This is a genomic window from Klebsiella sp. 64, from assembly GCF_018223915.1.
Taxonomy (GTDB): domain Bacteria; phylum Pseudomonadota; class Gammaproteobacteria; order Enterobacterales; family Enterobacteriaceae; genus Klebsiella; species Klebsiella pneumoniae.
In genome coordinates, this window is the sequence record NZ_JAGRQZ010000027.1 from 148,231 (window position 1) to 172,107 (window position 23,877).

Sequence of the window (23,877 nt, forward strand, 5' to 3'; positions counted from 1 at the left end):
AGAGGGCGATGAATACCGTTGAATCCCCGTCAGGGGCGAAAAAACCGGGCGGCTTCGGGCTGTGGGCGGCGCGCCTGCAGATGGCGCATGGCCGCAAGCTGGTGATTGCGCTGCCCTATCTGTGGCTGATCCTGTTGTTTATGCTACCGTTCCTGATCGTGTTCAAGATAAGTCTTGCCGAGATGGCGCGGGCGATCCCTCCCTACACCGAGCTGATGGAGTGGGCGGACGGCCAGCTGACGCTGACGCTTAACTTTGCCAACTTCCTGCAGTTGACTGACGATCCGCTCTATTTTGAAGCTTATCTCCAGTCGCTGCAGGTGGCGGGTATCTCGACGATCTGCTGCCTGCTGCTGGGCTATCCGCTGGCCTGGGCGGTGGCGCACAGCAAGCCGTCGACGCGTAATATTCTGCTGCTGTTGGTGATCCTCCCGTCGTGGACCTCGTTTTTGATCCGCGTCTATGCCTGGATGGGGCTGCTGAAGAGCAACGGGGTGTTGAATAACTTCCTGCTGTGGTTAGGGGTTATCGATCAGCCGCTGGAGATCCTGCACACCAACCTGGCGGTGTACATCGGTATCGTGTATGCCTATCTGCCGTTTATGGTGCTGCCTATCTACACCGCGCTGACCCGCATCGACTATTCGCTGGTGGAGGCCTCGCTGGATCTCGGCGCCCGGCCGCTGAAGACCTTCTTCCAGGTGATCGTCCCGCTCACCAAAGGCGGCATTATCGCTGGCTCCATGCTGGTGTTTATCCCGGCGGTCGGCGAGTTCGTGATCCCGGAACTGCTGGGCGGGCCGGACAGCATCATGATTGGCCGCGTGCTGTGGCAGGAGTTCTTTAACAACCGCGACTGGCCGGTCGCCTCGGCGGTGGCGATTGTCATGCTGCTGTTGCTGATCGTGCCGATCATGTGGTTCCACAAGCACCAGCAAAAGCAGATGGGAGAGCAGGGATGAACGACTTGCCGGTAGTACGCTCGCCGTGGCGCATTCTGATCCTCGTGCTCGGGTTCACCTTCCTCTACGCCCCGATGCTGATGCTGGTGATCTACTCGTTCAACAGCTCGAAGCTGGTAACGGTCTGGGCCGGATGGTCGACGCGCTGGTATAGCGAACTGTTCCACGATGATGCGATGATGAGCGCGGTAGGATTGAGCCTGACCATCGCCGCCTGCGCGGCGACGGCGGCGGCGATCCTCGGTACCATCGCCGCGGTGGTGATGGTGCGCTTTGGGCGTTTTCGCGGCTCCAACGGCTTCGCGTTTATGATCACCGCGCCGCTGGTCATGCCGGACGTGATCACCGGTCTCTCGCTGCTGCTGCTGTTCGTGGCGCTGGGACATGCCATCGGCTGGCCGTCGGACCGCGGCATGTTGACCATCTGGCTGGCGCATGTCACCTTCTGTACCGCCTACGTGGCGGTGGTGATCTCCTCGCGCCTGCGCGAGCTGGACCACTCCATTGAAGAGGCGGCGATGGATCTTGGCGCCGCGCCGCTGAAGGTCTTCTTCGTCATCACGCTGCCGATGATTATGCCGGCGGTGATCTCCGGCTGGCTGCTGGCCTTCACGCTGTCGCTGGATGACCTGGTGATCGCCAGCTTTGTCTCCGGTCCCGGGGCCACGACCTTGCCGATGCTGGTCTTCTCCAGCGTGCGCATGGGGGTCAACCCGGAGATCAACGCCCTGGCGACGCTCATCCTCGGCGTGGTCGGTATTGTTGGTTTTATCGCCTGGTATTTGATGGCCCGCGCAGAAAAGCAGCGAGTGCGCGATATCCAGCGTGCAAGACAAGGCTGAACCACCTAAAATCGGTACAGCAGCCTCCGGTCGGCGCCACCCTGTGGCGCCGTTTTCATGGAAGACATTACGTTGGGATTGTTTACGAAAACTCGCTCATCGCATGCCCGCCTTAACGTCCCTGCGCTGGTGCAGGTGGCGGCCTTTGCTATTATTTTGATTCGTGGCCTGGATCTGCTGATGATCCTTAATCTGTTGGGCCTGCAGGGGCTGAACGAATTCATACACCGCAGCGTTCAGACCTGGAACCTGACGCTGGTCTTCCTCGGCAGCCTGGCGCTGGTGTTTATCGAGATCTGGTGCGCCTTCTCGCTGGTGAAAGGGCGCAACTGGGCGCGCTGGATCTATCTGCTGACGCAGATTATCGCTGCCGGCTACCTGTGGGCGGCGTCGCTGGGCTACGGGTATCCGGAGCTGTTCAGCATTCCCGGGGAATCAAAACGAGAGATTTTCCACTCGCTGGTGATGCAAAAACTGCCGGATCTGCTGGTTCTGACGCTGCTGTTCGTGCCGGCGAACTGCCGTCGCTTTTTCCGCCTGCAATAACGGTGATACAATCCCCGCCCCTGGATTTTTGAAGGTCAATTATGCATTGCGCACTCTACGACGCCGGCCGTTGCCGCTCCTGTCAATGGCTGGAGCGGCCGGTCCCGCAACAGCTCGCCGATAAAATGGCCGATCTGCGCACGCTGCTGGCGGCGATCCCGGTCGCAGCCTGGGGCGAGCCGGTCAGCGGGCCGGAGGCGGCTTTCCGTAACAAGGCTAAAATGGTGGTCAGCGGCAGCGTTGAGCGTCCGCTGCTGGGGATGCTGCACCGCGATGGCACTCCGGTGGACCTCACCGACTGCCCGCTCTATCCCGCCGAGTTTGCCCCGGTTTTTGCTACCCTGAAGCCCTTTATCGCCCGCGCCGGGTTAACACCTTACAACGTCGCGCGCAAACGCGGGGAGCTGAAATACCTGCTGCTGACCGCCAGCCAGCAGGGGGAGATGATGCTGCGCTTCGTGCTGCGCTCAGAGGCCAAGGTGGCTCAGCTGCGCGCCGCGCTGCCGTGGCTACAGGCACAGCTGCCGCAGCTCAGCGTGATTACGGCGAATATCCAGCCGGTGCATATGGCAATCATGGAAGGCGAGCAGGAGATCTTCTTCACCGAACAGCAGGCGCTGGGGGAGATCTTTAATGGGGTGCCGCTGTGGATCCGCCCGCAAAGCTTCTTTCAGACCAATCCGGCGGTAGCCAGCCGGCTGTACGCCACGGCCCGCGACTGGGTGCGCGCGCTGCCGGTCCAGCATATGTGGGATCTGTTTTGCGGCGTTGGGGGATTTGGCCTGCATTGCGCGACGCCGACGATGCGCCTGACCGGTATCGAGATCGCCCCGGAAGCCATCGCCTGCGCCAGACAGTCAGCCGCGCAGCTGGGACTCAGCAATCTGCATTTTCAGGCGCTGGACTCGACGCAGTTCGCCACTCACGAAGCGGATGCCCCGCAGCTGGTGCTGGTTAACCCGCCGCGCCGCGGTATTGGCGCTGAACTATGCGACTATTTAAGCCGCATGGCGCCGCCCTATATTATCTATTCCAGCTGTAACGCCCGCACCATGGCGACCGATATTGCTCGTCTTAGCGGCTATCGCGTTGAGCGGGTCCAGCTGTTTGATATGTTCCCCCACACTGCCCACTACGAAGTGCTGACCCTGCTGGTCCGCGAAGTTTAAACAAAATGTGAAGGCTTTGCGCCGCTGAAATCGGGTAAGCTTGATGCAGCATGTTTTGTTATTGGTGGGGGGAATCTAATGGCCAAAACCATTCTGCTGGTGGAAGATGACGAGGATATAGCCACGCTGCTGCGGCTCAATCTTCAGGATGAGGGCTATCAGATCGTCCATGAAGCCGACGGCGGCCAGGCCCTCGCCCGGCTGGAGACGCAGGTCTGGGATGCGGTGATCCTCGATTTGATGCTGCCCGGCGTCGATGGTCTGGAGATCTGCCGGCGTATCCGCCAGATGACCCGCTACCTGCCGGTGATTATCATCAGCGCTCGCACCAGTGAAATGCACCGCGTGCTGGGCCTGGAGATGGGCGCCGACGACTATCTGGCGAAGCCCTTTTCACTGCTGGAGCTTATCGCCCGCGTCAAAGCGCTGTTTCGTCGCCAGGAGGCGATGGGGCAGAATCTGCTGATGGACGCCGGGCGCCTGTCCTGCCATGGCCTGAGCATCGACCCGCTGTCGCGCGAAGTGAAGCTGCGCGGCGAGACGGTGGACCTCACGCCGCGTGAATTCGACCTGCTGTATTACTTCGCCCGCCACCCAGGGGAAGTGTTTTCCCGCCTGGCGCTGCTGGAGCAGGTCTGGGGATATCAGCACGAGGGCTATGAGCATACCGTCAATACCCATATCAACCGCCTGCGCAGTAAAATCGAACGTGACCCGGCCGAGCCGGACATCATTCTTACCGTCTGGGGAAAAGGCTATAAGTTCGCCCCGGTGACGCAAGAGGCCGCCCCGTGATCCGCCGCCTGAGCCTCAGCCAGCGGCTGGCGCTGGTGGTGGTTTCCCTGCTGATGCTATGCGCGGTGGCGGTATGCGCCGTCCAGTTACACAGCAGCGCGCAGTATGGCAACGCCATGGTGCAGCGTCTGTCGTCCGGGCTGGCTCAACAGATTGTCGCCCGCGAGCCGTTGCTGGACGCCCACGGCGAGGTCAACCGGCAAACCCTGAAGTCGCTGTTTGACCGACTGATGACCTTTAATCCCAGCGTGGAGCTCTATCTGCTGTCGCCGGATGGCGATCTGCTGGCCGATGCGGCGCCGCCGGGCCATATCCAGCGCCAGCGTATCGACATGGCGCCGGTGCAGGCTTTTCTCACCGACAGTGCGTCGCCGGTGTATGGCGACGATCCGCGCAGTCCCGACGGACGAAAAGTCTTCAGCGCCGCCCCGCTGCGCGTCGACGGCCAACTGCGCGGCTACCTGTATATCATTTTGCAGGGGGAGACGTTTAATCAGCTGGCGGCCGACGCCTGGCAAAAAACGCTGTGGAGCATTGTTCTGTGGACGCTGCTGCTGGTGGCCCTGTTTGGCCTGCTGGCAGGGGGGCTGGCATGGTTCTGGGTCACCCGGCCGGTCCGCCTGCTCACCGCCCAGGTGGCGGCGAGCGGCCAGGACAGCATCAGCGCCATCAAAACCCTGGCGGCCCGCAGGCCGGAGCCCCGGCCTGGTAACGAGGTGGCGGTGCTCGAGAACCGCTTTATTGACCTTGCCCGGCAGATTGCCGATCAGTGGGATCGGCTGGCCGACAGCGATCGCCAGCGCCGTGAATTTGTGGCCAATATCTCTCACGATTTGCGCACGCCGCTGACTTCGCTGCTGGGGTATCTGGAAACGCTGACCCTGAAGGATGAATGGCTGACCGCCGAGGAGCGCAGGCAGTATCTCACCATCGCCCTGCGCCAGGGGAACAAAGTGCGCCATCTCTCGCAGCAGCTGTTTGAGTTGGCGCGACTGGAGCATGGCGGCATTAAGCCGCAGCGCGAGCGTTTCGCGATGGGGGAGCTGATTTCCGACGTGGCGCAGAAGTTTGAATTAACTGCCCGCACGCGCGAGGTGAACCTGCATATTGATGTACCGGGACCGCTGCCGCTGATTAACGCCGATGTGTCGATGATTGAGAGGGTGGTGACCAACCTGCTTGATAACGCGATGCGGCATACTCCCGTCGGCGGGGAGATCCGTCTGGCGGTCTGGCAGGAGAATCAACAGCTTCAGGTCGAAGTGGCAGACAACGGAGCGGGCGTCGATGCCGCGCTGCGTGACGATCTGTTCCAGCGGCCGTCGGCGTTGTCTACCCAGGCATCGCGGGAGGATCGCGGTGGGTTAGGGTTGCTGATTGTGAAACGAATGCTGGAGCTGCACGGGGGCGATATCAGACTGGTGGAGTCGGTAAGCGGGGCGCGGTTCAGGTTCTTCGTGCCACTTTGAGAAATCGCCGGGTGGCGGCTACGCCTTACCCGGCCATCGTGGAAGAGCGGTGGCCGGGTAAGCGCAGCGCCACCCGGCGAAAAAAGTTACTCCGGGAACCACTGATTGCTAATTTTCTGGTAGGTACCGTCGGCCTTAATCGCTTTCAGCGCGGCGTTCAGTTTCTCCAGCAGCGCCTTGTTATCCGGGCGCACGGCAATGCCGAGTCCGGTGCCGAAGTATTGCGGGTCGGTCACTTTCGGCGTGGCTGCCCCCAGCTGCGGGTTAGTTTTCAGCCATTCGTTGACCACCGCGGTGTCGCCGAACACGCCGTCGATACGGCCATTTTTCAAATCGATAATCGCATTCTGGTAGCTGTCATAGGCGACGGTCTTCACCTCAGGATGCTTATCCTGCAGATATTTCTGGTGGGTGGTGCCGTTTTCCATGCCGATCCGTTTGCCTTTCAGGTCATCGAAAGAATGGAACGCATCTTTTTTGGCGATCACCAGCGCCGAGTTGGCGTAGTACGGGTCGGTGAAGGCCACCTGCTTGCTCCGCTCCGGCGTAATATCCATTCCGGAAATCACCGCATCATATTTCTTGAACTTCAGCGCCGGGATCAGGCTGTCAAACGCGTGGTTGGTAAAGGTACATTCTGCCTGCATTTGTTTGCACAGCGCGTGGGCCAGATCGATATCAAAGCCGACAATCTGGTTATTAGCGTCCATCGATTCAAACGGCGGATAGGTTGCGGAGACGCCAAAGCTGATTTTTTCCGCGGCAGCAGCGCCGAACGCGAAAGAGGTGAGCAGTGCAGCCAGAACTAACTTTTTCATCGTGGAACTCCCGTCTGTCTATCTTATGATTATTCACCGTGTCTGCGGCATAGAGTGACAATGCCATTAAATGAATTTATATGCAATAAAAATGATTAAGTATTTCTATCGTCATAAAAAAAGACGGACAGGTGTTAGACTTGTCCGCCTTGCTGTTTGCTTTTTATGCAATATACTCAGGTGCTAGCTACGTCGCTCGAAGGCCAGCGCTTTGCGTTCCACCAGGCGCATCAGCAGCGTCAGCAGACCATTAACGATGAGATAGATAATCCCGGCGGCGCCGAACACCATCACGTCGTAGGTGCGTCCATACAGCAGCTGGCCGTGGCCCATCACTTCCATCAGCGTGATAGTGTAGGCCAGAGAGGTACTCTTGAAAACCAGCACCACTTCGTTGGAATAGGACGATAGCGCACGCTTAAAGGCGTACGGCAGCAGGATCGCCAGAGTATCCTTTTTACTCATCCCCAGCGCGCTGCAGGACTGCCATTGCCCGTCGGGGATCGCCCGGATGGCGCCATAAAATAGCTGAGTGGTGTAGGCGGCGCTGTTGAGCGACAGAGCGATCAGGGCGCACAGCCACGGCTCGGAGATAAGATGCCACAGCCACGGATAATCCTGCAGCGAAGGAAACTGTCCCGGGCCGTAGTAGATCAGGAAGATCTGCACCAGCAGCGGCGTACCGGTAAACAAGGTGATATAGCCGCGCACTATCCATACCAGCCCCGGCGTCTTCAGGGTCAGGATAATGGTGAAGATCAGCGACAGGATCAGCGCCACGATAATCGACGCCACGGTCAGCGTCAGGCTGGTATGCAGTCCTTTCAGCAGTTCGGGTAAATAGTCGAGCATCAGCCTGGTCTCCGTTCGAAGCGCGTCGCACGCTGGTCAATCCGCTTAAGGATGTATTGACTCAACAGGGTGATGACGAGATAGATTGCCGCCGCAATGATATACCAGTTAAAGGGTTCCTGAGTGCGGGTGGCGATGCTTTTGGTCTGCAGCATCAGATCGTTGACGCTGATCAGGCTCACCAGCGCGGTGTCCTTCAGCAGCACCAGCCACTGGTTACCGAGGCCGGGCAGGGCATGGCGCCACATCTGCGGCATCACCAGACGGAAGAATATGGCCGCTTTCGACAGCCCCAGCGCCTGGCCGGACTCCCACTGGCCCTGCGGAACCGCTTTCAGCGCGCCGCGCAGCGTTTGCGAGGCGTAAGCGGCATACAGCAGCGACAGGGCGATCGCCCCGCAGAGGAACGGGCTGACGTCAAAGTTCTCAATCTGCATCTGCACCGGGATCTGCGTGAACCCGAGCGGGATGGTGAAACCGTCAGAGAGCGTCAGCAGCAGCTGGGAAGAGCCGAAATAGATAAACAGCACCACCAGAATTTCCGGTAGCCCGCGCAGGATGGTCACTATGCCGGTTGCAAGCCAGGCTACCGGGCGCCATTTCACTGACTCCAGTACCGCAAAGAGCATCGCCAGGACCAGGCCGATGACGAGCGCGCAAACGGCAAGGCCGACGGTCATCCCGGCGGCGCTTGCTAATGGAAAAATTTCGTTCATTCAGTCTTACTTCTGGAACCATTTGTTATAGATGGTCTGGTAAGTGCCGTCTTTCTTCACTTTTTCCAGCGCAGCGTTAAATTTCTGCTGCAGGTCGGTGTTGCCCTGACGTACGGCAATGCCCAGCCCGGTGCCGAAATAGGCTTTGTCGGTCACTTTATCGCCCACGGCCGCCAGCTTCGGATTGCTCTTCAGCCATTCGGTCACCACGGCGGTGTCGCCAAAGACCGCGTCGATACGACCGTTCTGCAGGTCCAGCTTCGCATTCTGGTAGCTGTCGTAAGGCACGGTAGTGATTTCCGGATGTTTATCGGTGATGAATTTCTGGTGGGTGGTGCCGTTCTGCACGCCCACTTTTTTGCCCTTCAGCTGGTCAATGCTGGTGAACTTACCCTGCTGGCCGACGAACAGCGCCGAGTTGTCATAATACGGGGTAGAGAACAGCACCTGCTTTTCACGCTCCGGCGTGATGTCCATCCCGGCCATGACCGCGTCGAAACGGCGGAATTTCAGTCCCGGGATCAGGCTGTCAAAGGCCTGATTGGTGAAGGTACAGGTGGCGTCGATCTCTTTACACAACGCGTTCGCCAGATCGACATCGAAACCGACGATCTGGTTGTTGGCGTCCACCAGCTCAAACGGAGGATAAGAGGCCTCGGTGGCGAAACGAATGGTCTGCGCGGCGGAAGCGGAGAGGCTCATGCCTGCGAGCAGGGCGGCAATCAGTACTTTTTTCATCGTCATTTCCCCGAAAAACATCAATGTGAAAGATAGTTTTTAAACGCGTCAGTTTGCGGATGCGTGAAGCAGGAGGCATCCCCTTGCTCGACGATATGGCCATTTTCCATATACACCACCCGGCTGGCCGTCTTGCGCGCCACTTCAACTTCGTGGGTGACGATAACCTGGGTAATGCCGGTTTCAGCCAGCTCGCGGATGATGCTGACGATCTGGGCAGTGATTTCCGGGTCGAGCGCCGCGGTAGGCTCATCGAACAGCAGAACCTGCGGCTCCATCATCAGCGCGCGGGCGATGGCCACCCGCTGTTGTTGGCCGCCGGATAAATGCAGCGGGTAACGATCGCTGTACGGCTTCAGACGCAGGCGCTCCAGCAGCTTCTCTGCGCGAGCCAGCGCCTGATCCTTGCTTAACCCCAGTACGCGACAGGGGGCCTCGATCAGGTTCTGCTGTACCGTCAGGTGCGGCCACAGGTTGTATTGCTGGAAGACCATGCCGACGTTCTGACGCAGTTCGCGAATTGCTTTATCGGACGGCGCTCTGGTGAAGTCGAATTGGTTACCGGCGATGGATAACGAACCGGACCGCGGCATCTCCAGCAGGTTGAGTACGCGCAGCAGCGAGCTCTTCCCGGCACCGCTGGGGCCGAGCAGCACCAGCGTTTCCCCCTGCGGGCAATCCAGCGTGATGTCGAACAGCGCCTGGTGTGCGCCGTAGAAGCAATTAATGCCGTTTAGTTTAATACTCATCTGGGCAGTCTGATACGAATAGCTATTGAGGCCGCAAATACTACCTTTGGCAGAATAGTTATGCAATATTTATGCGTTAAAAGTTAAATCTAAACCACGTTTAGCTTTAAAGTTAGCACAAAATATGGCCTGGTGGGTGAGGGGGGCGCAAATGTCGGCATTCCTGGGGCGAATACCGACATTTTACCGGGGTTATCGTTTCAGCGGCGTCGCTTCAACTCCGGAATCAGCGTTTCTCCAGACTCTGTCGCAGCGTCCCGGCTGGCGCATGGCTGTTGTTGCCGAGATAGCGAACGTCATCGACGGCCCAGCACTGGCCTTCCTGGATCATCAGCACTTCATCTTTCCAGCTCTGAGTGCCCTGTTTCAGATCGACGCGCAGCGGAATATTGCGCGCATCGCGGTTCGGGATGGTGGAGGCGCTGGCGACCACGGCGCTGTCTGCCGGGGTGCTGCTGCTGGAGAACGGATTAGCCTGCAGTAATTTGCTGTTGGCGGGATCCTGGCGGGCGTCATTGAGTAACTGCGCCAGGCCGTCGCTCAGATAGGGGCGCAGCGCCGCCGGATCCTGAGTACGATTCTGGATCTGGGTGTCGTAGAATTTTTGCGCTACGTCGTCAGGGCCGCCTTCGACGCAGGGGCCGCTGCGGGTGCCATTATCTTTATAGGCCGGGGTGACGGTCGTACAGGCGCTGAGCGCCAGCGCGCAAGGGAGAAGTACAGCAAAAAGTTTGTAGCGCATGATGATTTCCTTATAAGCGAACTACGTTTTCAGTTTCCGTTAAAGCATAGCGTATAGCGTGCGGATTGTACTTGACGCAAAGAGCTAAGACCTTGATGTGGCTACAGCCTTAGGGCGGGAAATCGGCACGGGGATGACAGAATTCCGTCAGGCGCTAAAAGGCAGGGCAGTATAAAAATAAACTTAATTTTCCCGTGAACAAGAAATATTACCCCGTAAAATAGGGAAATATCTCTTGAAAGATAAGGGTAATTATTTCTTCTTATAGATGCGAGTGGCGACGTTCATTTTTTTATCCGTATTACCGGGGGAGGGGACAATGACGCCCCCCTTTTTCATTTGCTTTTTTAATCAGCTCTTCACGGGCATCGTTGGATGCGGTTTGACCAGTAGAGGAAATGGCGCCGATTTTGGTATATTGCGTATGGACTTTATCAAAAGCTGTTTTGTTAAAATCTCTGCGGAGACGGCATTGGCCGCTTAAAACAATGCTGTACCTGCCACTAAAGCTGCATATTTAATATTCTTAGCCCCTATTGTTTATCTCGCTATCATCATGCTCTTGTTTGCATTCACCAATGAATGATTTCAGATTGAACTCACACTGCTTTTTGAAAGCAAAATGCTGCAATTTAATGACGGTTAGTTAACGCTTTTTAGCGAAAAGATGACGTATTTCGCAGTGCTGATGCTTGTTTTTTGAGCCGGTTACCCATCGGGAGCGGACCAGCTATTTTCTTCGGTCGTTAGCTGAAAATCACCCTGAGAGGCCGGAGCTGAGGGAATAGGGCGCTGACAGACATTCCCGGTAACATGGTTTATCATATAGAAAAGCAGGGGCTGCGCCCATGGTCATGCAGGTCACCAGGGAGATAAGATGTTAACAAATAAGCGAGAGCGCGCTCGGCAGCAGCGAGCCGCGTTGTGGGCCACCAGAGATAATGTCCAGCGCCATGCGCTGTCCATGAGTATGCCCTGGCTGGCCTTTGTCAATATCGCTTTTGCGTTAATGATTTTCTTCCGCAATTTTATCTTTACCTATTTTGATAAGAGGCTACTGACGCACCGGGCGGTTATTCCTTATATCGAAGCGGCGTTGATTGCGGTTATTATCATTTCGGCCATTTTAGTGATTATTGCCCTCACGCCGCGACTGGCGCAGGGACGATATACGTTGAATATCATCACCGGGCTGCTGCTGGCGCTCAGTCTGTGCTGGTCCCTGAGTAATTATTGTTTTATTTTTTTCTGGACCTTGCCCTTTGCCTGGCCGCTGCTGGTGATATTAATGACTACCGGCCTCACCGCGCTGTATCACCATTGGCCCGGCATTACCGCTTTTACGCTGCCGCTATGGGTGACCGCCTTGCTGGCGGGAATACAGCTCCACTATCACACCGAGATCCGCTTTTTGATCCTCTGGGCCATTTTTACCGCGATTTTGCTGTACGGCCGACGTATTTTGCAGCGCTGGTATGACGAAGCCTGGGATACCCACCAGGAGAATATGCAGCTTATTCAGCGGCTGGAAAGTATCGCCAACCAGGATGCCTTAACCGGAACCGCTAACCGTCGGGCGCTCAATGCTTACCTGGCGGCGATCTGGCAGCAAAAAACGCCGCTGGCGCTGATGATGATCGATGTCGATTATTTTAAGCGCTATAACGATCGCTATGGCCATCAGGCTGGTGATGAGTGCTTATCTTCTGTCGCGCAGGTGCTTAAAATGGCGGTCCGGGCGGAGAGCGATCTGGTGGCTCGCTACGGCGGCGAAGAGTTTGTCGTCGTGTTGCCCGGGGTGTCCTTAGCGCATGCCACCGCTATTGCCGAGCGCATTCAGCAGAAGATCCGCGAGGCAGGCCTACCGCACGCCGCTTCGGCGGTGGCGTCGGAGGTCACCGTGAGTATCGGGATCGTCGCCTCCGATGGCACGGTCCCGATAGAGACGCTGATCGCCCGGGCGGACAGTGCGCTGTATCAGGCGAAAAATAAAGGACGTAATCAATGGTCTTATTAACCCGGAGACGCTGCCGGGCAAGGGAGAAGGGATGAAACGGATGATGCGGATCGTGCTGCTGGCGCTGCTGCTAACCGGCTGCGCTGGGGAAAAGGGCATTATCGATCGCGACGGATACCAGCTGGACACCCGTCATCCGGCGCAGGCTGCCTATCCGCGAATAAAGGTGTTAGTGATCCACTATACGGCTGACAATTTTGATGTCTCGCTGGCCACGTTGACCGATAAAGAGGTCAGCTCCCACTATTTAATTCCTGAACAGCCCCCGCGTTATCAGCATAAACCGCGGATCTGGCAGCTGGTGCCGGAAGAGGATTTAGCCTGGCACGCCGGGGTAAGCTACTGGCGCGGCAGTACGCGCATTAACGATACCTCCATTGGCATTGAGCTGGAGAACCGCGGCTGGCAGAAGACGGCGGGCGTCAAAAGTTTTACCCCCTTTCATCCGGAACAGATTGCGGCTCTGATCCCGCTGGCGCGCGATATCATCGCCCGCTACCACATCGCGCCGCAGAATGTGGTCGCCCATGCGGATATCGCCCCGCAGCGCAAAGACGATCCGGGGCCGTTATTCCCCTGGCAACAGCTGGCGCAGCAGGGGATCGGCGCCTGGCCTGACGAGCAGCGGGTGGCCTTTTATCTCAACGGGCGGCCGGCCAGCGAGCCAGTGGACCCCGAAATCGTACTGGATTTGCTCTCGCGCTATGGCTATCAGGTGACGCCGGAGATGACCCCCGCGCAGAAGAAGCGGGTGATTATCGCCTTCCAGATGCACTTCCGTCCGCAGCGCTGGGATGGGGTAGCGGATGCGCAAACCGAAGCGATAGCCGAGGCGCTGTTAGAAAAATATGGCCAGGGTTAGCGGTGTAGTTTACCGTGGTCGCGAAGCCAGGCGGCGGTGCGCACGATGCCGTCGTCAAGCGTCACCACCGGCTGATAGCCCAGCTCGTCCTGCGCGCGGGTGATATCGAGCGTAAAATCAAAGTTAAGCTTGGAGACGCCGTAGTGGGTAAACGCGGGTTCTTTGGCGGTTTTATCGCCAAAGCGCTCCATGCTGCGGGCGATAATATCCAGCATCGGATAGGGAACTGAGCGGATCCGGCATTTGATGCCGAGCTCGTCGATCAATTTCTGCACGATGCTCCGCAAGGTGCGCGGTTCGCCGTTGCTGATATTCCACGCGCGGGCGGAGGGAAGATGATCGCAGGCCGGCTGGCTCGCCAGCCACATCGCATGTACGGCGTTTTCATAATAGGTCATGTCGACCAGCGCGCTGCCGCCGCGCGGGAGCAGGACGCTGCCATAATGCTGCATCATTTGCGCCAGCCGGGGGATAAAGACTTTGTCGTGTGGCCCAAACAGGCTCTGCGGCCGCAGAATGGTAAAACGGGTATGCGGGTTGGCCTGCGCCAGCAGGTTGATCACCTCCTCGCTGGCCGCCTTGCTGCGGGCAAACTCGTTGGCGAAGCGGTGTGGACGGAAATCTTCCTGGATATCACGATGATGGTGATAATCAAAATAGAGCGATGGCGAAGAGATATGGACGAAATTGCGCACTCCCCATGCCACTGACCATTCGCCCAGACGACGGGTGGCGCGGACGTTAGCGAGATCGAAAGCCTGCTGAGTGCCCCATGGCGAGGTAAAGCTGGAGCAGTGCCATAGGGTATCGATACCGGCGAGCATCACTTTAGCCTGCGAAGAGACCAGCTCGGTTAAATCTGCCGGGATGAATTCCGCCCCCATTTTGCTCAGAAGCTTGCCCATCGCTTCGTTGCGCCCGGTCGCTCGCACGCTGATGCCCTTGTTGCGCAGATATTCCACTGCGTTGCGGCCTAATCCGCTGGTCGCACCGGTAACCAGTACCTTCATATCACTCTACTGTCCCAGAAAAGAATTTCGTGCGCATTTTTCCGTGATTCTCCCGACTATGCAATGAGAATCATGAAAGAATAACGCTTATCCTTCGACTCTGCCTGAGATTTGTTCGGCCAGCCGGGCGATGCGTTGCGCCATACCGCGGAAAATAAACAGGTGCGCCGGGATCATCAGCAGCCAGTAGATCAGGCCTGGCATACCGTGCGGGTGCCACCAGGCGCGCACGTCCAGTTCACGACGATCGCCTTTATCGTTAATGGTAAAGCTTAATCGGCCCAGCCCGGGCGCTTTCATACCGAATAGCAGGGTGAGCTGTTTTTCTTCCTCCACGATAATTACCTTCCAGCTGTCGACCGTATCGCCGGTTTGCAGATAAGCGCGCTGCGGCCGCCCTTTGGCCAGCCGGTGGCCGACCAGCAGATCCATCGCGCCGCGGGTTTTCCACAGCAGATTGCCGAAAAAATACCCCTCTTCACCGCCGATTTGGTTAACGACCTGCCACAGGGCCTGGCGGCTTGCCTGAGTGGCGACGGTGCAACCTGCCTGCTTCGGATAGTAGCCGTACTCTGGTCGCCAGCGGGCGAAAGCCTGAGCGTCGTAGCCCCAGTCGCTGGAGTTTACTAACTGCTCTTCTTCTTTCAGCGTGCGGCGAACCGCCTGATCGAAGGGGATCAGCGTTTGCGGGATCAGCGCCCGCAGCGCCCGATCGTCAGCGATTAGATCGTGCTTCAGCCCCTGAATCAGCGCCTTGGCGATGGTCGGCGGCACCGAGGTGATGACATTGAGGAACCACACCGAGATCCAGCGCGTCGGCAGGGGAATGGGAATGAGCGGGCGATGTTTACCGCTGACGGCCATAAAGCGAATGAACTGCTGCTGATAGCTTAACACCTCCGGACCGGCGGCTTCGAAGACGCGGTGCGCATCGGGAGGATGATTCAGCAGCTCAACCAGGTCAACGAGCAGGTTTTCCAGCGCGACAGGGGTAGTACGCGAACGTACCCAGCGCGGAGGGGTTAGCACCGGCAGGTTATAAACCATGTCGCGCATCACCTCGAAGGCGGCGGAGCCGGCGCCGACGATAATCCCGGCCCGCAGCTCGGTCACCGGCACGCCCGACTCACGCAGGAGATCGCCGGTAATCTGACGAGCGCGCAGATGGTCGGACTGCTCCTGCGCCGGGGCCTGCAGCGAACTGAGAAATATCACCTGGCGCACTGATGACTGACGCAGGGCATCGCGCACATACGTCGCCACCCGCCGCTCATGGGCGATAAAATCACCGCCTTCGCCCATGCCGTGGACCAGATAATAAAGGGTATCGATACCGGTGAGTAGCGCAGGCAGGTCCTGCGGTTGATTGAGATCGACTGACCGGCAGGTAACGCCGGGCAAAGCGAGTTTTTGCAATCGGTCGATATGGCGTGCCGCCGCCAGCACCGGATAGCCCCGCGCGCTTAATGCGCGCACCAAATGCTGGCCAATATAACCGCTGGCGCCGAGCACCAGAACTGATTGCGACACGCCTGACTCCTTAGCGTTGTAAAAAAGCCTGCCAGTGGGCGACCACCTCGCTCAGCTGCTGACGGTTGACATCCAGGTGAGTGACCAGACGGACAACAGGCGAGGCGTTAATCAATACCCCCTGCGCCTGCATAAACTTGCCGAGCGCCGGGGCCTGCTCTTCGCCGACGCGAACGAACAGCATGTTGGTATCGTGACGGGTGACGTCGGCGCCGATAGCGCGCAGCTGCTCCGCCATCCACGCGGCGTTGTCATGATCCTCCTGCAGGCGCTGCACGTTATTTTTCAGCGCGTACAGCCCGGCGGCGGCCAGGATGCCCGCCTGGCGCATCCCGCCACCGACCATTTTCCGCCAGCGGACGGCGCGGCGAATGTACGCCTCGCTGCCGAGCAGCAGCGAGCCTACCGGAGCGCCAAGCCCCTTTGACAGGCAGATGGTGAAGGAGTCGCAGTATTGGGCGATATCGCGTAACTCGCAGCCGTAGGCCACCACGGCGTTAAAGATGCGCGCGCCGTCGACGTGCAGCGCCAGATTGCGCTGGCGGGTAAACGCCCAGGCTTCCTGCAGATAGTCGCGCGGCAGCACCTTACCGTTATGGGTGTTTTCCAGGCTCAGCAGGCGGGTGGGGGCAAAATGGATATCGTCGGGTTTGATTTTCGCCACCACTTTATCCAGCGGCAGCGAACCATCCGCCGCGGCGTCGATCGGCTGCGGCTGAATACTGCCGAGGACCGCCGCGCCGCCGGCTTCGTACAGATAGTTATGCGCCCCCTGGCCGACGATATACTCTTCGCCGCGCTGGCAATGGCTGAGCAGGCCAACGAGGTTGGCCTGGGTGCCGGTGGGTAGAAATAGCGCCGCTTCTTTGCCGGCCAGGTCGGCGGCATAGCGCTGCAGTTCATTGACGGTAGGGTCGTCGCCATACACATCGTCCCCGACCGGGGCGGCCATCATGGCCTCCAGCATGGCGCGCCCGGGACGGGTAACGGTATCACTGCGTAAATCGATCACGGCTTTTCCTTGGTCTGGTTCAACGTATTGCTTCTGTTTTACCTGAGCCAGTTGGTTTTCGCCAGTTCGATGACCTCATCGCCGCGCCCGCTGATGATCGCCCGCAGCATATACAGGCTAAAGCCTTTGGCCTGCTCCAGCTTGATCTGCGGCGGGATCGCCAGTTCCTCTTTGGCGACGACGACGTCGACCAGCACCGGACCGTCGGTGCGGAAGGCGGTCTGCAGCGCTTCATCCACCTCGGAGGCTTTTTCAACGCGTATACCTTTGATACCGCAGGCCTCGGCGATGCGGGCGAAGTTGGTATCGTGGAGCTCCGTACCGTCGGTGAGATAGCCCCCGGCCTTCATTTCCATCGCCACGAAGCCCAGCACGCTGTTGTTAAAGATGACAATCTTCACCGGCAGCTTCATCTGCGCCAGCGACAGAAAATCGCCCATCAGCATGCTGAACCCGCCGTCGCCGCACATGGCCACTACCTGCCGCTCCGGCGCAGTGGCCTTGGCGCCGATAGCCTGCGGCATGGCGTTAGCCATTGAGCCGTGGTTGAACGAGCCCAGCAGGCGGCGTTTACCATTCATTTTGAGATAGCGTGCCGCCCAGACGGTCGGGGTGCCGACATCGCAGGTGAAAATGGCATCTTCATCGGCAAAATGACTGATCTGCTGCGCCAGATATTGCGGGTGAATGGCTTTATCGCTGGGTTTAGCCAGATCGTCGAGCCCTTTTCGCGCGTCGCGATAGTGCTCCAGCGCCTTATCGAGGAAGTGGCGATCGGTTTTCTCTTCCAGCAGTGGCAGCAGCGCCTTCAGCGTCGATTTAATATCGCCCACCAGCGCCATGTCGACCTTACTGTGTGCGCCGATGCTGCCGGGGTTGATGTCGATCTGGATAATTTTCGCGTCGGTTGGGTAGAAGGCGCGATAGGGGAACTGGGTGCCCAGCAGGATCAGGGTATCGGCGTTCATCATGGTGTGGAAGCCAGAAGAGAAGCCAATCAGCCCGGTCATGCCCACATCGTACGGGTTGTCGTACTCCACGTGCTCTTTGCCGCGCAGGGCGTGGACGATGGGGGCTTTAATTTTGGCTGCGAACTCCACCAGTTCCTGGTGGGCGCCGGCGCAACCGCTGCCGCACATGAGCGCGATATTGCTGGAGTAGCGAATAAGCTGCGCCAGCTTGCGCAGCTCTTCTTCCGCCGGGGTGACCGTCGGCAGCGGCGCATGATACCAGTGGCTGCTGGCGCTTTCCGGGGCGGCCTTCAGTGCCACATCGCCGGGTAGCACCACCACCGAGACGCCGCGGTTAATCACTGCCTTACGCATCGCCACTGCCAGCACCTGCGGGATCTGCTCCGGCGTGGAGACCAGTTCGCAGTAATGGCTGCACTCGCGGAACAGCTCCTGAGGATGGGTTTCCTGAAAATAGCCGCTGCCGATTTCGCTGGATGGGATGTGGGCGGCGATGGCCAGTACCGGGACATGGTTGCGATGACAGTCAAACAAACCGTTAATCAGGTGCAGGTTGCCCGGTCCGCAGGAGCCGGCGCAGACCGCCAGCTCGCCGGTCAGCTGCGCTTCCGCGCCAGCGGCGAAAGCGGCGACCTCTTCGTGCCGGGTGGGCATCCAGTCGATGGTGCCCATGCGGTTAAGGCTATCGCTCAATCCATTGAGGGAATCTCCGGTGACGCCCCAGATACGTTTCACGCCGGCCTGTTCCAGCGTTTTGGCAATGTATGCCGCCACGGTCTGTTTCATGATCTCCATCTCCTTTTTTTGATAACGCCTTCAAGCTTAGATGAAACTGACCGCAATGTAACCGATTACCCCTGATTTTTTGCTGGTTTTATTCCTCTCCGGCTGCGCATACTCTGGAAGTACACAGGATGCAAAACAGGATGCACATCAAATGGTTAAAGGATTGTTAAACACAGTAAATCGCAGGCTGTCGCATGATGACGCCGGTAAACTCTTGTTACGACTTGCCGTCGGCGGCTTAATGCTTTTCCATGGAATCCATAAGCTGATAGATGGTGTGGATGGCATTAGCGGGATGCTGGCGGCGCAGGGATTGCCCGGGTTTATCGCCTACGGTGTGCTGGTGGGGGAAGTGGTCGCTCCCTGCTTGTTAATTCTCGGCGTCCTGACCCGCCCGGCGGCGTTGGTGCTGGCGTTCACCATGGTGGTGGCGTGGCTGATGGTCGGCTTAGATAAGACGTTTGCGCTTGATGCGGTGGGAGCGTGGGCCATTGAGAATCTGGTCTATTTCTTTGTTGGCGCACTGGCGATTGCGCTACTCGGCGCGGGGCGTTATTCGCTGGCCGGTCAGTCGGCCTGGCGGTAAAAATGCCTCATTCGTCCTGGGGCGTAAAGTCGATACTGTTGGCGATTTGCAATTTTTTCAGTCCGGGAAAGCGTTTATCTCATGTCGCCTGAGCGTTTGTTTATTGTCGCCAGGGATTTTCCCGGAGGCGGCGCATTGCGCCTTCTCCGGGCTACCAAATCGCACAGCGATGTAGCCCCGGTAAGCGGTAGCGCCACCGGGGATTTTGACCTCAGGCGAGAACCAGATCGCTCTGCGGATGACAGGAGCAGGCCAGCACATAGCCGTCGGCGATTTCGGCGTCGGTCAGCGTCATGGTGCTGGTGACGCTGTACTTCCCGGAAACCACTTTGGTTTTGCAGCAGCCGCAGACGCCGGCGCGGCAGGCGACGGTCACCGGCACTTTATTGCTCTCCAGCGCGTCGAGCAGCGTGGTGCCCACCGGCGCGTAAAACTCGCGCGCCGGCTGCAGTTTAGTAAATTTCAGCCCGCTGGTGGCGGCCTCAGCCACCGGGGTGAAGAATTTTTCCTTAAAGAAGCGGGTGACGCCCAGGGCGGCAACATCCTGCTCGACCTTCTCCATATAAGGCGCCGGGCCGCAGGTCATCACGGTGCGGCTGGCTAAATCCGGCACGCTCTGCAGCAGCTCCCGGGTCAGACGGCCGGCGACAAAACCGTGCGTCGCGTTGTGCTCCGCTACCAGGGTGACCGGGTAGTTGCGCCACTCTTCGGCAAAGATTACATCTGCCGGCGAACGCACGTTATAAATCACCTGTACGTCGGCCTGCGGTCGATGCTTAGCCAGCCAGCGGCGCATCGCCATGATCGGTGTCACGCCGCAACCGGCGGCCAGCAGCAGGAATTTATCTTCCGCTTTATCGTCGCAGGTAAACTCGCCCATCGCATCGGACAGCCAAAAGTAATCGCCGCGTTTGACCTCGCGGGTCAACCACTGCGAACCCGTACCCTCGTCAATACGGCGAACGGTCAGCGTAATGTATTCGCTGACCCCCGGCGTCGAGGAGAGGGTATAGGCGCGCAGCGTTTCCGCCGAGTTACGCACGCTAACCAGAGCGTACTGGCCAGCGCGGTACGGATAGTAATCGTGGCACAGCAGCGAAAGGGTCCACACGTCCGGGGTTTCCTGGTGAATGTGGTGAACCTGCATCCGCCACGGGCACTGGGAGGTTGGCATAGTCATCAGGGACTCCTTAAGCGCTCAGCAGCTGCTGCATATCTTGTTCCACGGTGGTCACGGAACGCAGACCAAACTTCTCATTGAGGACCGCCAGCAGATCCGGGGTGAAGAAACCAGGCGCCGTCGGACCGGTGACGATGTTTTTCACACCCAGCGACAGCAGCGTCAGCAGGATGACGATCGCTTTCTGTTCGAACCAGGAGAGCACCAGCGACAGCGGCAGATCGTTGATGCCACAGCCTAGTTTCTCCGCCAGCGTGACCGCCAGAATAATCGCCGAGTAAGCGTCATTACACTGCCCGGCGTCGACCAGGCGCGGCAGCCCTTCGATATCGCCAAAGTCCAGTTTGTTGAAGCGGTATTTACCACAGGCCAGGGTCAGGATCAGGCAGTCATCCGGCACGCTGGTGGCGAAATCGGTGAAGTAGTTACGCTCCCCGCGGGCGCCGTCGCAGCCGCCGACGAGGAAGATATGGCGCAGTTTTTCACGACTGACCAGATCGATCAGCGTATCCGCCGCGCCAAGCAGGGTCTGACGGCCAAAGCCGACGGTGATCAGATGCGGGATTTCGCTGTACGGGAAGCCCGCCATCTGCTGCGCCTGGGCAATGACCGGGGAGAAGTCTTCGCCTTCCAGATGGTTCACACCCGGCCAGCCGACGATGCTGCGAGTCCAGATGCGGTCGTCGTAGGCGCCGACGGTCGGGTCGATGATGCAGTTAGAGGTCATCACGATGGGGCCCGGGAAGCGGGCGAACTCCACCTGCTGGTTTTGCCAGCCGCTGCCGTAGTTGCCAATCAGATGTTTGAATTTACGCAGCTCCGGATAGCCGTGAGCCGGCAGCATTTCGCCATGAGTATAGACGTTGACGCCGGTGCCTTCCGTCTGCTCCAGCAGGTTATACAGATCCTTCAGATCGTGGCCGGAGATCAGGATGCACTTCCCTTCGGTGGCTTTAACGTTGACCTGAGTCGGCGTCGGATGGCCGTATTTGGTCGTTTCACCGGCGTCGAGGATGCTCATCACTTTGAAGTTCATCTGGCCGATTTCCATCGAACATTCGAGCAGCGCATTCATATCCGCAGGCCAGGTGCCCAGCCATGCCATGATTTTATGGTACTGGGCATAGATAGCGTTGTCGTACTGGCCGAGCACGTGGGCGTGCTCCATATAGGCCGCCGCACCCTTCAGACCGTACAGGCACAGCAGGCGCAGACCTAGAATATTCTCGCCGATGGCGGCTTTATCTTTATTCGGGGTATAGTCCGCCGCCTGACGCTGCAGGTCGCCCAGATCGTCGCTGACCAGCTGCAGGTCGGCGACCGGGCTGTCGACCGCGGCGCTGGCATCGATCGCCAGGCATTGCGCTTTCAGCGCCTCACGCAGGGCAATTGCCTGGCGGGCGTAGCCGACGATGCGCGGGGAATCGAAGTTAACGTTAGTCAGGGTGGAGAAGAAGGCGCGGGGGGCAAAGCTGTCGACCTGATGATCGATAATGCCATATTCGCGCGCTTTAAGCGCCCAGGCGGACAGGCCTTGCAGTGACGCAATCAGCAGATCCTGCAGGTCCGAGGTTTCCGCTGTTTTACCGCACATCCCCTGCGCGTAAGAGCAGCCGTTGCCGGCTGGGGTACGAATGGTTTGTTCACATTGCACACAAAACATGGTCACACCTTTAAAGTTATATTTGATATACATGTTTAAGGTTATGCCGCGCGGCAACGGGTGAAAAGGTATTTCTAAGACAACTTAAAGGGAGATTGATTTAGCGCAAATTTGGCGGCAGGAGGGCTGCCGCCAACGGGTGCTCAGGCGGTAAAAAAGGCGATCAGGATCGGGACCAGCAAACTAAGCAGAAAACCGTGCACGATGGCGGCAGGGACGATTTCGACGCCGCCGGAACGCTGCAGTACCGGTAAGGTGAAGTCCATCGAGGTGGCGCCGCACAGCCCCAGCGCCGTGGAGCGGCTGCGGCGAATAAGGCCCGGAATTAACATGATGGCCAGCAGCTCGCGACAGAGATCGTTAAAGAACGCCGCGCTACCGATGACCGGGCCAAAGGATTCGGTGAGTAAAATACCGGAGAGCGAATACCAGCCGAAACCGCTGGCCATTGCCAGACCGGTCTTTAACGGCAGACCGAGAATAAAGGCGTTAAGTATCCCGCCGAGTAATGAACTGGCCGTAACCACCACGGCGACGATCATTCCCCGGCGGTTAAGGACTATTTGTCGCAGACTCATTCCATTATTGCGTAATTGGATACCAACGAGGAACAGGAGAAAAATCAACGTATATTCGCTGGCTTCTGTCGCGTGCTGTAAAAAAGGCAGTCTGGTCAGACCGAGCAGAAAACCGAGCACGACCACACCGCACAGCTGCAGCGATTCCAGGGCCATGGCCAGGCGCGAGGGTAATTTCTCCTGACGATGCTGACTGCGCCATGGCATTTTACTTTCCAGCCACAGCAGTGCGGCGATATTACACAGTAAAATGATAACCACGCTCACCGCGGCGTAATGCAATATTGCCAGCAGGTTGCTGGCCAGATTGTCGAGGAACGCCAGGCTGATACCCATAAAAAAAAGGATTACATAGACAATCCAGCTGAGCATGCGGTTTATCAGCTTTAGCGCGGAGGAGTGACGAAGAGGCAGTAAATAGCCGACGACCAGCGGCAACAGAATAATAAAGAGTCCCGAAAACATGAACGATGCAGCCCTTGCATGATAAGAATAGCGCCCATGACACTACCCAAATCACCGGGCCGAGTAAAGCTGTCGCCAGAAAGAAAAAGCCCGGAGACCCGGGCTTTGAAAAGCGTTAATCGCGTTTTTCCAGCAGGGTGCGATACAGCACGCCGCCGAGGATCCCGCCGACGATTGGCATGACCCAGAACAGCCACAGCTGCTGCAGCGCCCAGCCGCCCTGGAAAATTGCCACCGCGGTGCTGCGCGCCGGGTTGACCGAGGTGTTGGTGACTGGAATGCTGATCAAATGGATGAGGGTCAGCGCCAGGCCGATGGCGATGGGGGCAAAGCCCGCCGGCGCATGTTTATCGGTCGCGCCATGAATAACCAGCAGGAAGCCGCAGGTCAGGACAATTTCAATGACGATAGCCGACAGCATAGAGAAGCCGCCCGGGGAGTGTTCGCCATAGCCGTTGGAGGCGAAGCCGCTGGCGGCGGCATCAAAGCCGGCTTTACCGCTGGCAACCACGTACAGCACCGCCGCGGCAATAATTCCGCCGACCACCTGAGCGATAATATAGCCAATGACCTCTTTTGCCGGAAAACGGCCGCCGGCCCACAGGCCTAAGGTGACCGCCGGGTTGAAATGCCCCCCGGAAATATGGCCGACCGCAAACGCCATGGTTAATACCGTTAAGCCAAATGCCAGCGCGACGCCGGCAAAACCAATACCCAGCTCGGGGAAAGCCGCGGCGAGCACGGCGCTACCGCAGCCGCCAAATACAAGCCAGAAGGTGCCGAAGCATTCGGCTGCTAAGGAAGGTGCGAATAAGCAGG

General features: G+C 58.4%; 23 protein-coding genes. 9 read left to right on the top strand and 14 right to left on the bottom strand.

Annotated features, from left to right (window positions below):
• Nucleotides 1–8: 8 nt before the first annotated feature.
• The 6 genes from potH to KHQ23_RS19450 all read left to right on the top strand — a co-directional run bounded on the left by potH (nucleotide 9) and on the right by KHQ23_RS19450 (nucleotide 5,783).
• Nucleotides 9–962, top strand: a complete 954-nt coding sequence (potH, locus tag KHQ23_RS19425; RefSeq protein WP_032421146.1) for a putrescine ABC transporter permease PotH — start codon at nucleotides 9–11, stop codon at nucleotides 960–962.
• Nucleotides 959–1,804, top strand: coding sequence for a putrescine ABC transporter permease PotI (gene potI, locus KHQ23_RS19430; RefSeq protein ID WP_002896372.1), 846 nt, complete (start codon nucleotides 959–961; stop codon nucleotides 1,802–1,804). The genes potH and potI overlap by 4 nt, the downstream gene beginning before the upstream one ends.
• Nucleotides 1,805–1,861: 57 nt before the next feature.
• Nucleotides 1,862–2,350, top strand: a complete 489-nt coding sequence (locus tag KHQ23_RS19435; protein WP_002896376.1) for a YbjO family protein — start codon at nucleotides 1,862–1,864, stop codon at nucleotides 2,348–2,350.
• 41 nt (nucleotides 2,351–2,391) lie between these two features.
• A complete protein-coding gene (gene rlmC, locus KHQ23_RS19440; RefSeq protein WP_032421147.1) occupies nucleotides 2,392–3,519 on the top strand; it encodes a 23S rRNA (uracil(747)-C(5))-methyltransferase RlmC in 1,128 nt (375 codons plus the stop codon).
• Nucleotides 3,520–3,597: 78 nt separating this feature from the next.
• Nucleotides 3,598–4,314 (top strand): response regulator transcription factor, encoded by a 717-nt coding sequence (locus tag KHQ23_RS19445; RefSeq protein WP_002896380.1) that lies wholly within the window; start codon nucleotides 3,598–3,600, stop codon nucleotides 4,312–4,314.
• Nucleotides 4,311–5,783 (top strand): ATP-binding protein, encoded by a 1,473-nt coding sequence (locus KHQ23_RS19450; protein ID WP_211776816.1) that lies wholly within the window; start codon nucleotides 4,311–4,313, stop codon nucleotides 5,781–5,783. Before KHQ23_RS19445 ends, KHQ23_RS19450 begins: the two co-directional genes overlap by 4 nt.
• 86 nt (nucleotides 5,784–5,869) lie before the next feature.
• On the opposite strand, the gene artJ is transcribed toward KHQ23_RS19450, so the two are convergent.
• The 6 genes from artJ to KHQ23_RS19480 form a co-directional block, all read right to left on the bottom strand.
• The gene (artJ, locus tag KHQ23_RS19455; protein ID WP_002896384.1) at nucleotides 5,870–6,601 is read right to left on the bottom strand and encodes an arginine ABC transporter substrate-binding protein ArtJ; all 732 of its coding nucleotides are present in this window, start codon (nucleotides 6,599–6,601) and stop codon (nucleotides 5,870–5,872) included.
• A gap of 183 nt (nucleotides 6,602–6,784) precedes the next feature.
• Nucleotides 6,785–7,453: an arginine ABC transporter permease ArtM gene (gene artM, locus KHQ23_RS19460; RefSeq protein WP_020323879.1), complete on the bottom strand. Its 669-nt coding sequence runs from the start codon at nucleotides 7,451–7,453 to the stop codon at nucleotides 6,785–6,787.
• Nucleotides 7,453–8,169 (bottom strand): arginine ABC transporter permease ArtQ, encoded by a 717-nt coding sequence (artQ, locus tag KHQ23_RS19465; protein WP_002896386.1) that lies wholly within the window; start codon nucleotides 8,167–8,169, stop codon nucleotides 7,453–7,455. The genes artM and artQ overlap by 1 nt, the downstream gene beginning before the upstream one ends.
• 6 nt (nucleotides 8,170–8,175) lie before the next feature.
• The gene (gene artI / locus KHQ23_RS19470; RefSeq protein ID WP_002896390.1) at nucleotides 8,176–8,907 is read right to left on the bottom strand and encodes an arginine ABC transporter substrate-binding protein ArtI; all 732 of its coding nucleotides are present in this window, start codon (nucleotides 8,905–8,907) and stop codon (nucleotides 8,176–8,178) included.
• 20 nt (nucleotides 8,908–8,927) lie between these two features.
• The gene (gene artP, locus KHQ23_RS19475) at nucleotides 8,928–9,656 is read right to left on the bottom strand and encodes an arginine ABC transporter ATP-binding protein ArtP (protein ID WP_002896392.1); all 729 of its coding nucleotides are present in this window, start codon (nucleotides 9,654–9,656) and stop codon (nucleotides 8,928–8,930) included.
• 226 nt (nucleotides 9,657–9,882) lie between these two features.
• Nucleotides 9,883–10,398, bottom strand: a complete 516-nt coding sequence (locus KHQ23_RS19480) for a lipoprotein (protein ID WP_002896394.1) — start codon at nucleotides 10,396–10,398, stop codon at nucleotides 9,883–9,885.
• Between the two features lie 877 nt (nucleotides 10,399–11,275).
• On the opposite strand from KHQ23_RS19480, the gene KHQ23_RS19490 reads away from it, so the two are divergent.
• Nucleotides 11,276–12,415, top strand: coding sequence for a GGDEF domain-containing protein (locus tag KHQ23_RS19490; protein WP_032421149.1), 1,140 nt, complete (start codon nucleotides 11,276–11,278; stop codon nucleotides 12,413–12,415).
• 31 nt (nucleotides 12,416–12,446) lie between these two features.
• Nucleotides 12,447–13,277: an N-acetylmuramoyl-L-alanine amidase gene (locus KHQ23_RS19495; protein WP_004209681.1), complete on the top strand. Its 831-nt coding sequence runs from the start codon at nucleotides 12,447–12,449 to the stop codon at nucleotides 13,275–13,277.
• Here KHQ23_RS19495 and KHQ23_RS19500 read toward each other — a convergent pair.
• The 4 genes from KHQ23_RS19500 to poxB form a co-directional block, all read right to left on the bottom strand.
• The gene (locus KHQ23_RS19500; RefSeq protein WP_002896399.1) at nucleotides 13,274–14,287 is read right to left on the bottom strand and encodes an NAD(P)-dependent oxidoreductase; all 1,014 of its coding nucleotides are present in this window, start codon (nucleotides 14,285–14,287) and stop codon (nucleotides 13,274–13,276) included. The genes KHQ23_RS19495 and KHQ23_RS19500 overlap by 4 nt on opposite strands.
• A gap of 87 nt (nucleotides 14,288–14,374) precedes the next feature.
• Nucleotides 14,375–15,817: an SDR family oxidoreductase gene (locus KHQ23_RS19505; RefSeq protein WP_032421150.1), complete on the bottom strand. Its 1,443-nt coding sequence runs from the start codon at nucleotides 15,815–15,817 to the stop codon at nucleotides 14,375–14,377.
• A 10-nt stretch (nucleotides 15,818–15,827) separates the two neighbouring features.
• Nucleotides 15,828–16,829, bottom strand: coding sequence for a low-specificity L-threonine aldolase (gene ltaE, locus KHQ23_RS19510; protein ID WP_004209683.1), 1,002 nt, complete (start codon nucleotides 16,827–16,829; stop codon nucleotides 15,828–15,830).
• Between the two features lie 38 nt (nucleotides 16,830–16,867).
• Nucleotides 16,868–18,586 carry a ubiquinone-dependent pyruvate dehydrogenase gene (gene poxB / locus KHQ23_RS19515; protein WP_004176700.1) on the bottom strand — a complete coding sequence of 573 codons (1,719 nt, stop codon included), beginning with the start codon at nucleotides 18,584–18,586 and terminating at the stop codon, nucleotides 16,868–16,870.
• A gap of 151 nt (nucleotides 18,587–18,737) precedes the next feature.
• Between poxB and KHQ23_RS19520 the strand changes: the two genes are divergently transcribed.
• Nucleotides 18,738–19,172, top strand: coding sequence for a DoxX family protein (locus KHQ23_RS19520; RefSeq protein ID WP_002896408.1), 435 nt, complete (start codon nucleotides 18,738–18,740; stop codon nucleotides 19,170–19,172).
• Between the two features lie 211 nt (nucleotides 19,173–19,383).
• Here the strand turns inward: KHQ23_RS19520 and hcr are convergent, their stop codons facing one another.
• The 4 genes from hcr to aqpZ all read right to left on the bottom strand — a co-directional run.
• Nucleotides 19,384–20,352: an NADH oxidoreductase gene (gene hcr / locus KHQ23_RS19525; protein WP_032421152.1), complete on the bottom strand. Its 969-nt coding sequence runs from the start codon at nucleotides 20,350–20,352 to the stop codon at nucleotides 19,384–19,386.
• 10 nt (nucleotides 20,353–20,362) lie between these two features.
• Entirely contained in the window at nucleotides 20,363–22,015 is a 1,653-nt protein-coding gene (gene hcp, locus KHQ23_RS19530; RefSeq protein ID WP_032421663.1) for a hydroxylamine reductase, read from the bottom strand.
• 143 nt (nucleotides 22,016–22,158) lie between these two features.
• Nucleotides 22,159–23,058, bottom strand: a complete 900-nt coding sequence (locus KHQ23_RS19535; protein WP_004147773.1) for a lysine exporter LysO family protein — start codon at nucleotides 23,056–23,058, stop codon at nucleotides 22,159–22,161.
• 115 nt (nucleotides 23,059–23,173) lie between these two features.
• Nucleotides 23,174–23,877, bottom strand: a 704-nt coding sequence (gene aqpZ / locus KHQ23_RS19540) for an aquaporin Z (protein WP_211776817.1), incomplete at its 5' end; no start/stop codon positions are given.

What these genes read in the sequence shown, in the direction of transcription:
- artI (WP_002896390.1), bottom strand. Translation starts at nt 8,907, where the DNA reads ATGAAAAAAGTACTGATTGCCGCCCTGCTCGCAGGCATGAGCCTCTCC.
- artM (WP_020323879.1), bottom strand. Translation starts at nt 7,453, where the DNA reads ATGCTCGACTATTTACCCGAACTGCTGAAAGGACTGCATACCAGCCTG.
- artJ (WP_002896384.1), bottom strand. Translation starts at nt 6,601, where the DNA reads ATGAAAAAGTTAGTTCTGGCTGCACTGCTCACCTCTTTCGCGTTCGGC.
- artP (WP_002896392.1), bottom strand. Translation starts at nt 9,656, where the DNA reads ATGAGTATTAAACTAAACGGCATTAATTGCTTCTACGGCGCACACCAG.
- poxB (WP_004176700.1), bottom strand. Translation starts at nt 18,586, where the DNA reads ATGAAACAGACCGTGGCGGCATACATTGCCAAAACGCTGGAACAGGCC.
- potI (WP_002896372.1), top strand. Translation starts at nt 959, where the DNA reads ATGAACGACTTGCCGGTAGTACGCTCGCCGTGGCGCATTCTGATCCTC.
- KHQ23_RS19490 (WP_032421149.1), top strand. Translation starts at nt 11,276, where the DNA reads ATGTTAACAAATAAGCGAGAGCGCGCTCGGCAGCAGCGAGCCGCGTTG.
- KHQ23_RS19500 (WP_002896399.1), bottom strand. Translation starts at nt 14,287, where the DNA reads ATGAAGGTACTGGTTACCGGTGCGACCAGCGGATTAGGCCGCAACGCA.
- artQ (WP_002896386.1), bottom strand. Translation starts at nt 8,169, where the DNA reads ATGAACGAAATTTTTCCATTAGCAAGCGCCGCCGGGATGACCGTCGGC.
- hcp (WP_032421663.1), bottom strand. Translation starts at nt 22,015, where the DNA reads ATGTTTTGTGTGCAATGTGAACAAACCATTCGTACCCCAGCCGGCAAC.
- KHQ23_RS19495 (WP_004209681.1), top strand. Translation starts at nt 12,447, where the DNA reads ATGAAACGGATGATGCGGATCGTGCTGCTGGCGCTGCTGCTAACCGGC.
- KHQ23_RS19535 (WP_004147773.1), bottom strand. Translation starts at nt 23,058, where the DNA reads ATGTTTTCGGGACTCTTTATTATTCTGTTGCCGCTGGTCGTCGGCTAT.
- potH (WP_032421146.1), top strand. Translation starts at nt 9, where the DNA reads ATGAATACCGTTGAATCCCCGTCAGGGGCGAAAAAACCGGGCGGCTTC.
- KHQ23_RS19480 (WP_002896394.1), bottom strand. Translation starts at nt 10,398, where the DNA reads ATGCGCTACAAACTTTTTGCTGTACTTCTCCCTTGCGCGCTGGCGCTC.
- hcr (WP_032421152.1), bottom strand. Translation starts at nt 20,352, where the DNA reads ATGACTATGCCAACCTCCCAGTGCCCGTGGCGGATGCAGGTTCACCAC.
- KHQ23_RS19520 (WP_002896408.1), top strand. Translation starts at nt 18,738, where the DNA reads ATGGTTAAAGGATTGTTAAACACAGTAAATCGCAGGCTGTCGCATGAT.
- KHQ23_RS19435 (WP_002896376.1), top strand. Translation starts at nt 1,862, where the DNA reads ATGGAAGACATTACGTTGGGATTGTTTACGAAAACTCGCTCATCGCAT.
- rlmC (WP_032421147.1), top strand. Translation starts at nt 2,392, where the DNA reads ATGCATTGCGCACTCTACGACGCCGGCCGTTGCCGCTCCTGTCAATGG.
- KHQ23_RS19445 (WP_002896380.1), top strand. Translation starts at nt 3,598, where the DNA reads ATGGCCAAAACCATTCTGCTGGTGGAAGATGACGAGGATATAGCCACG.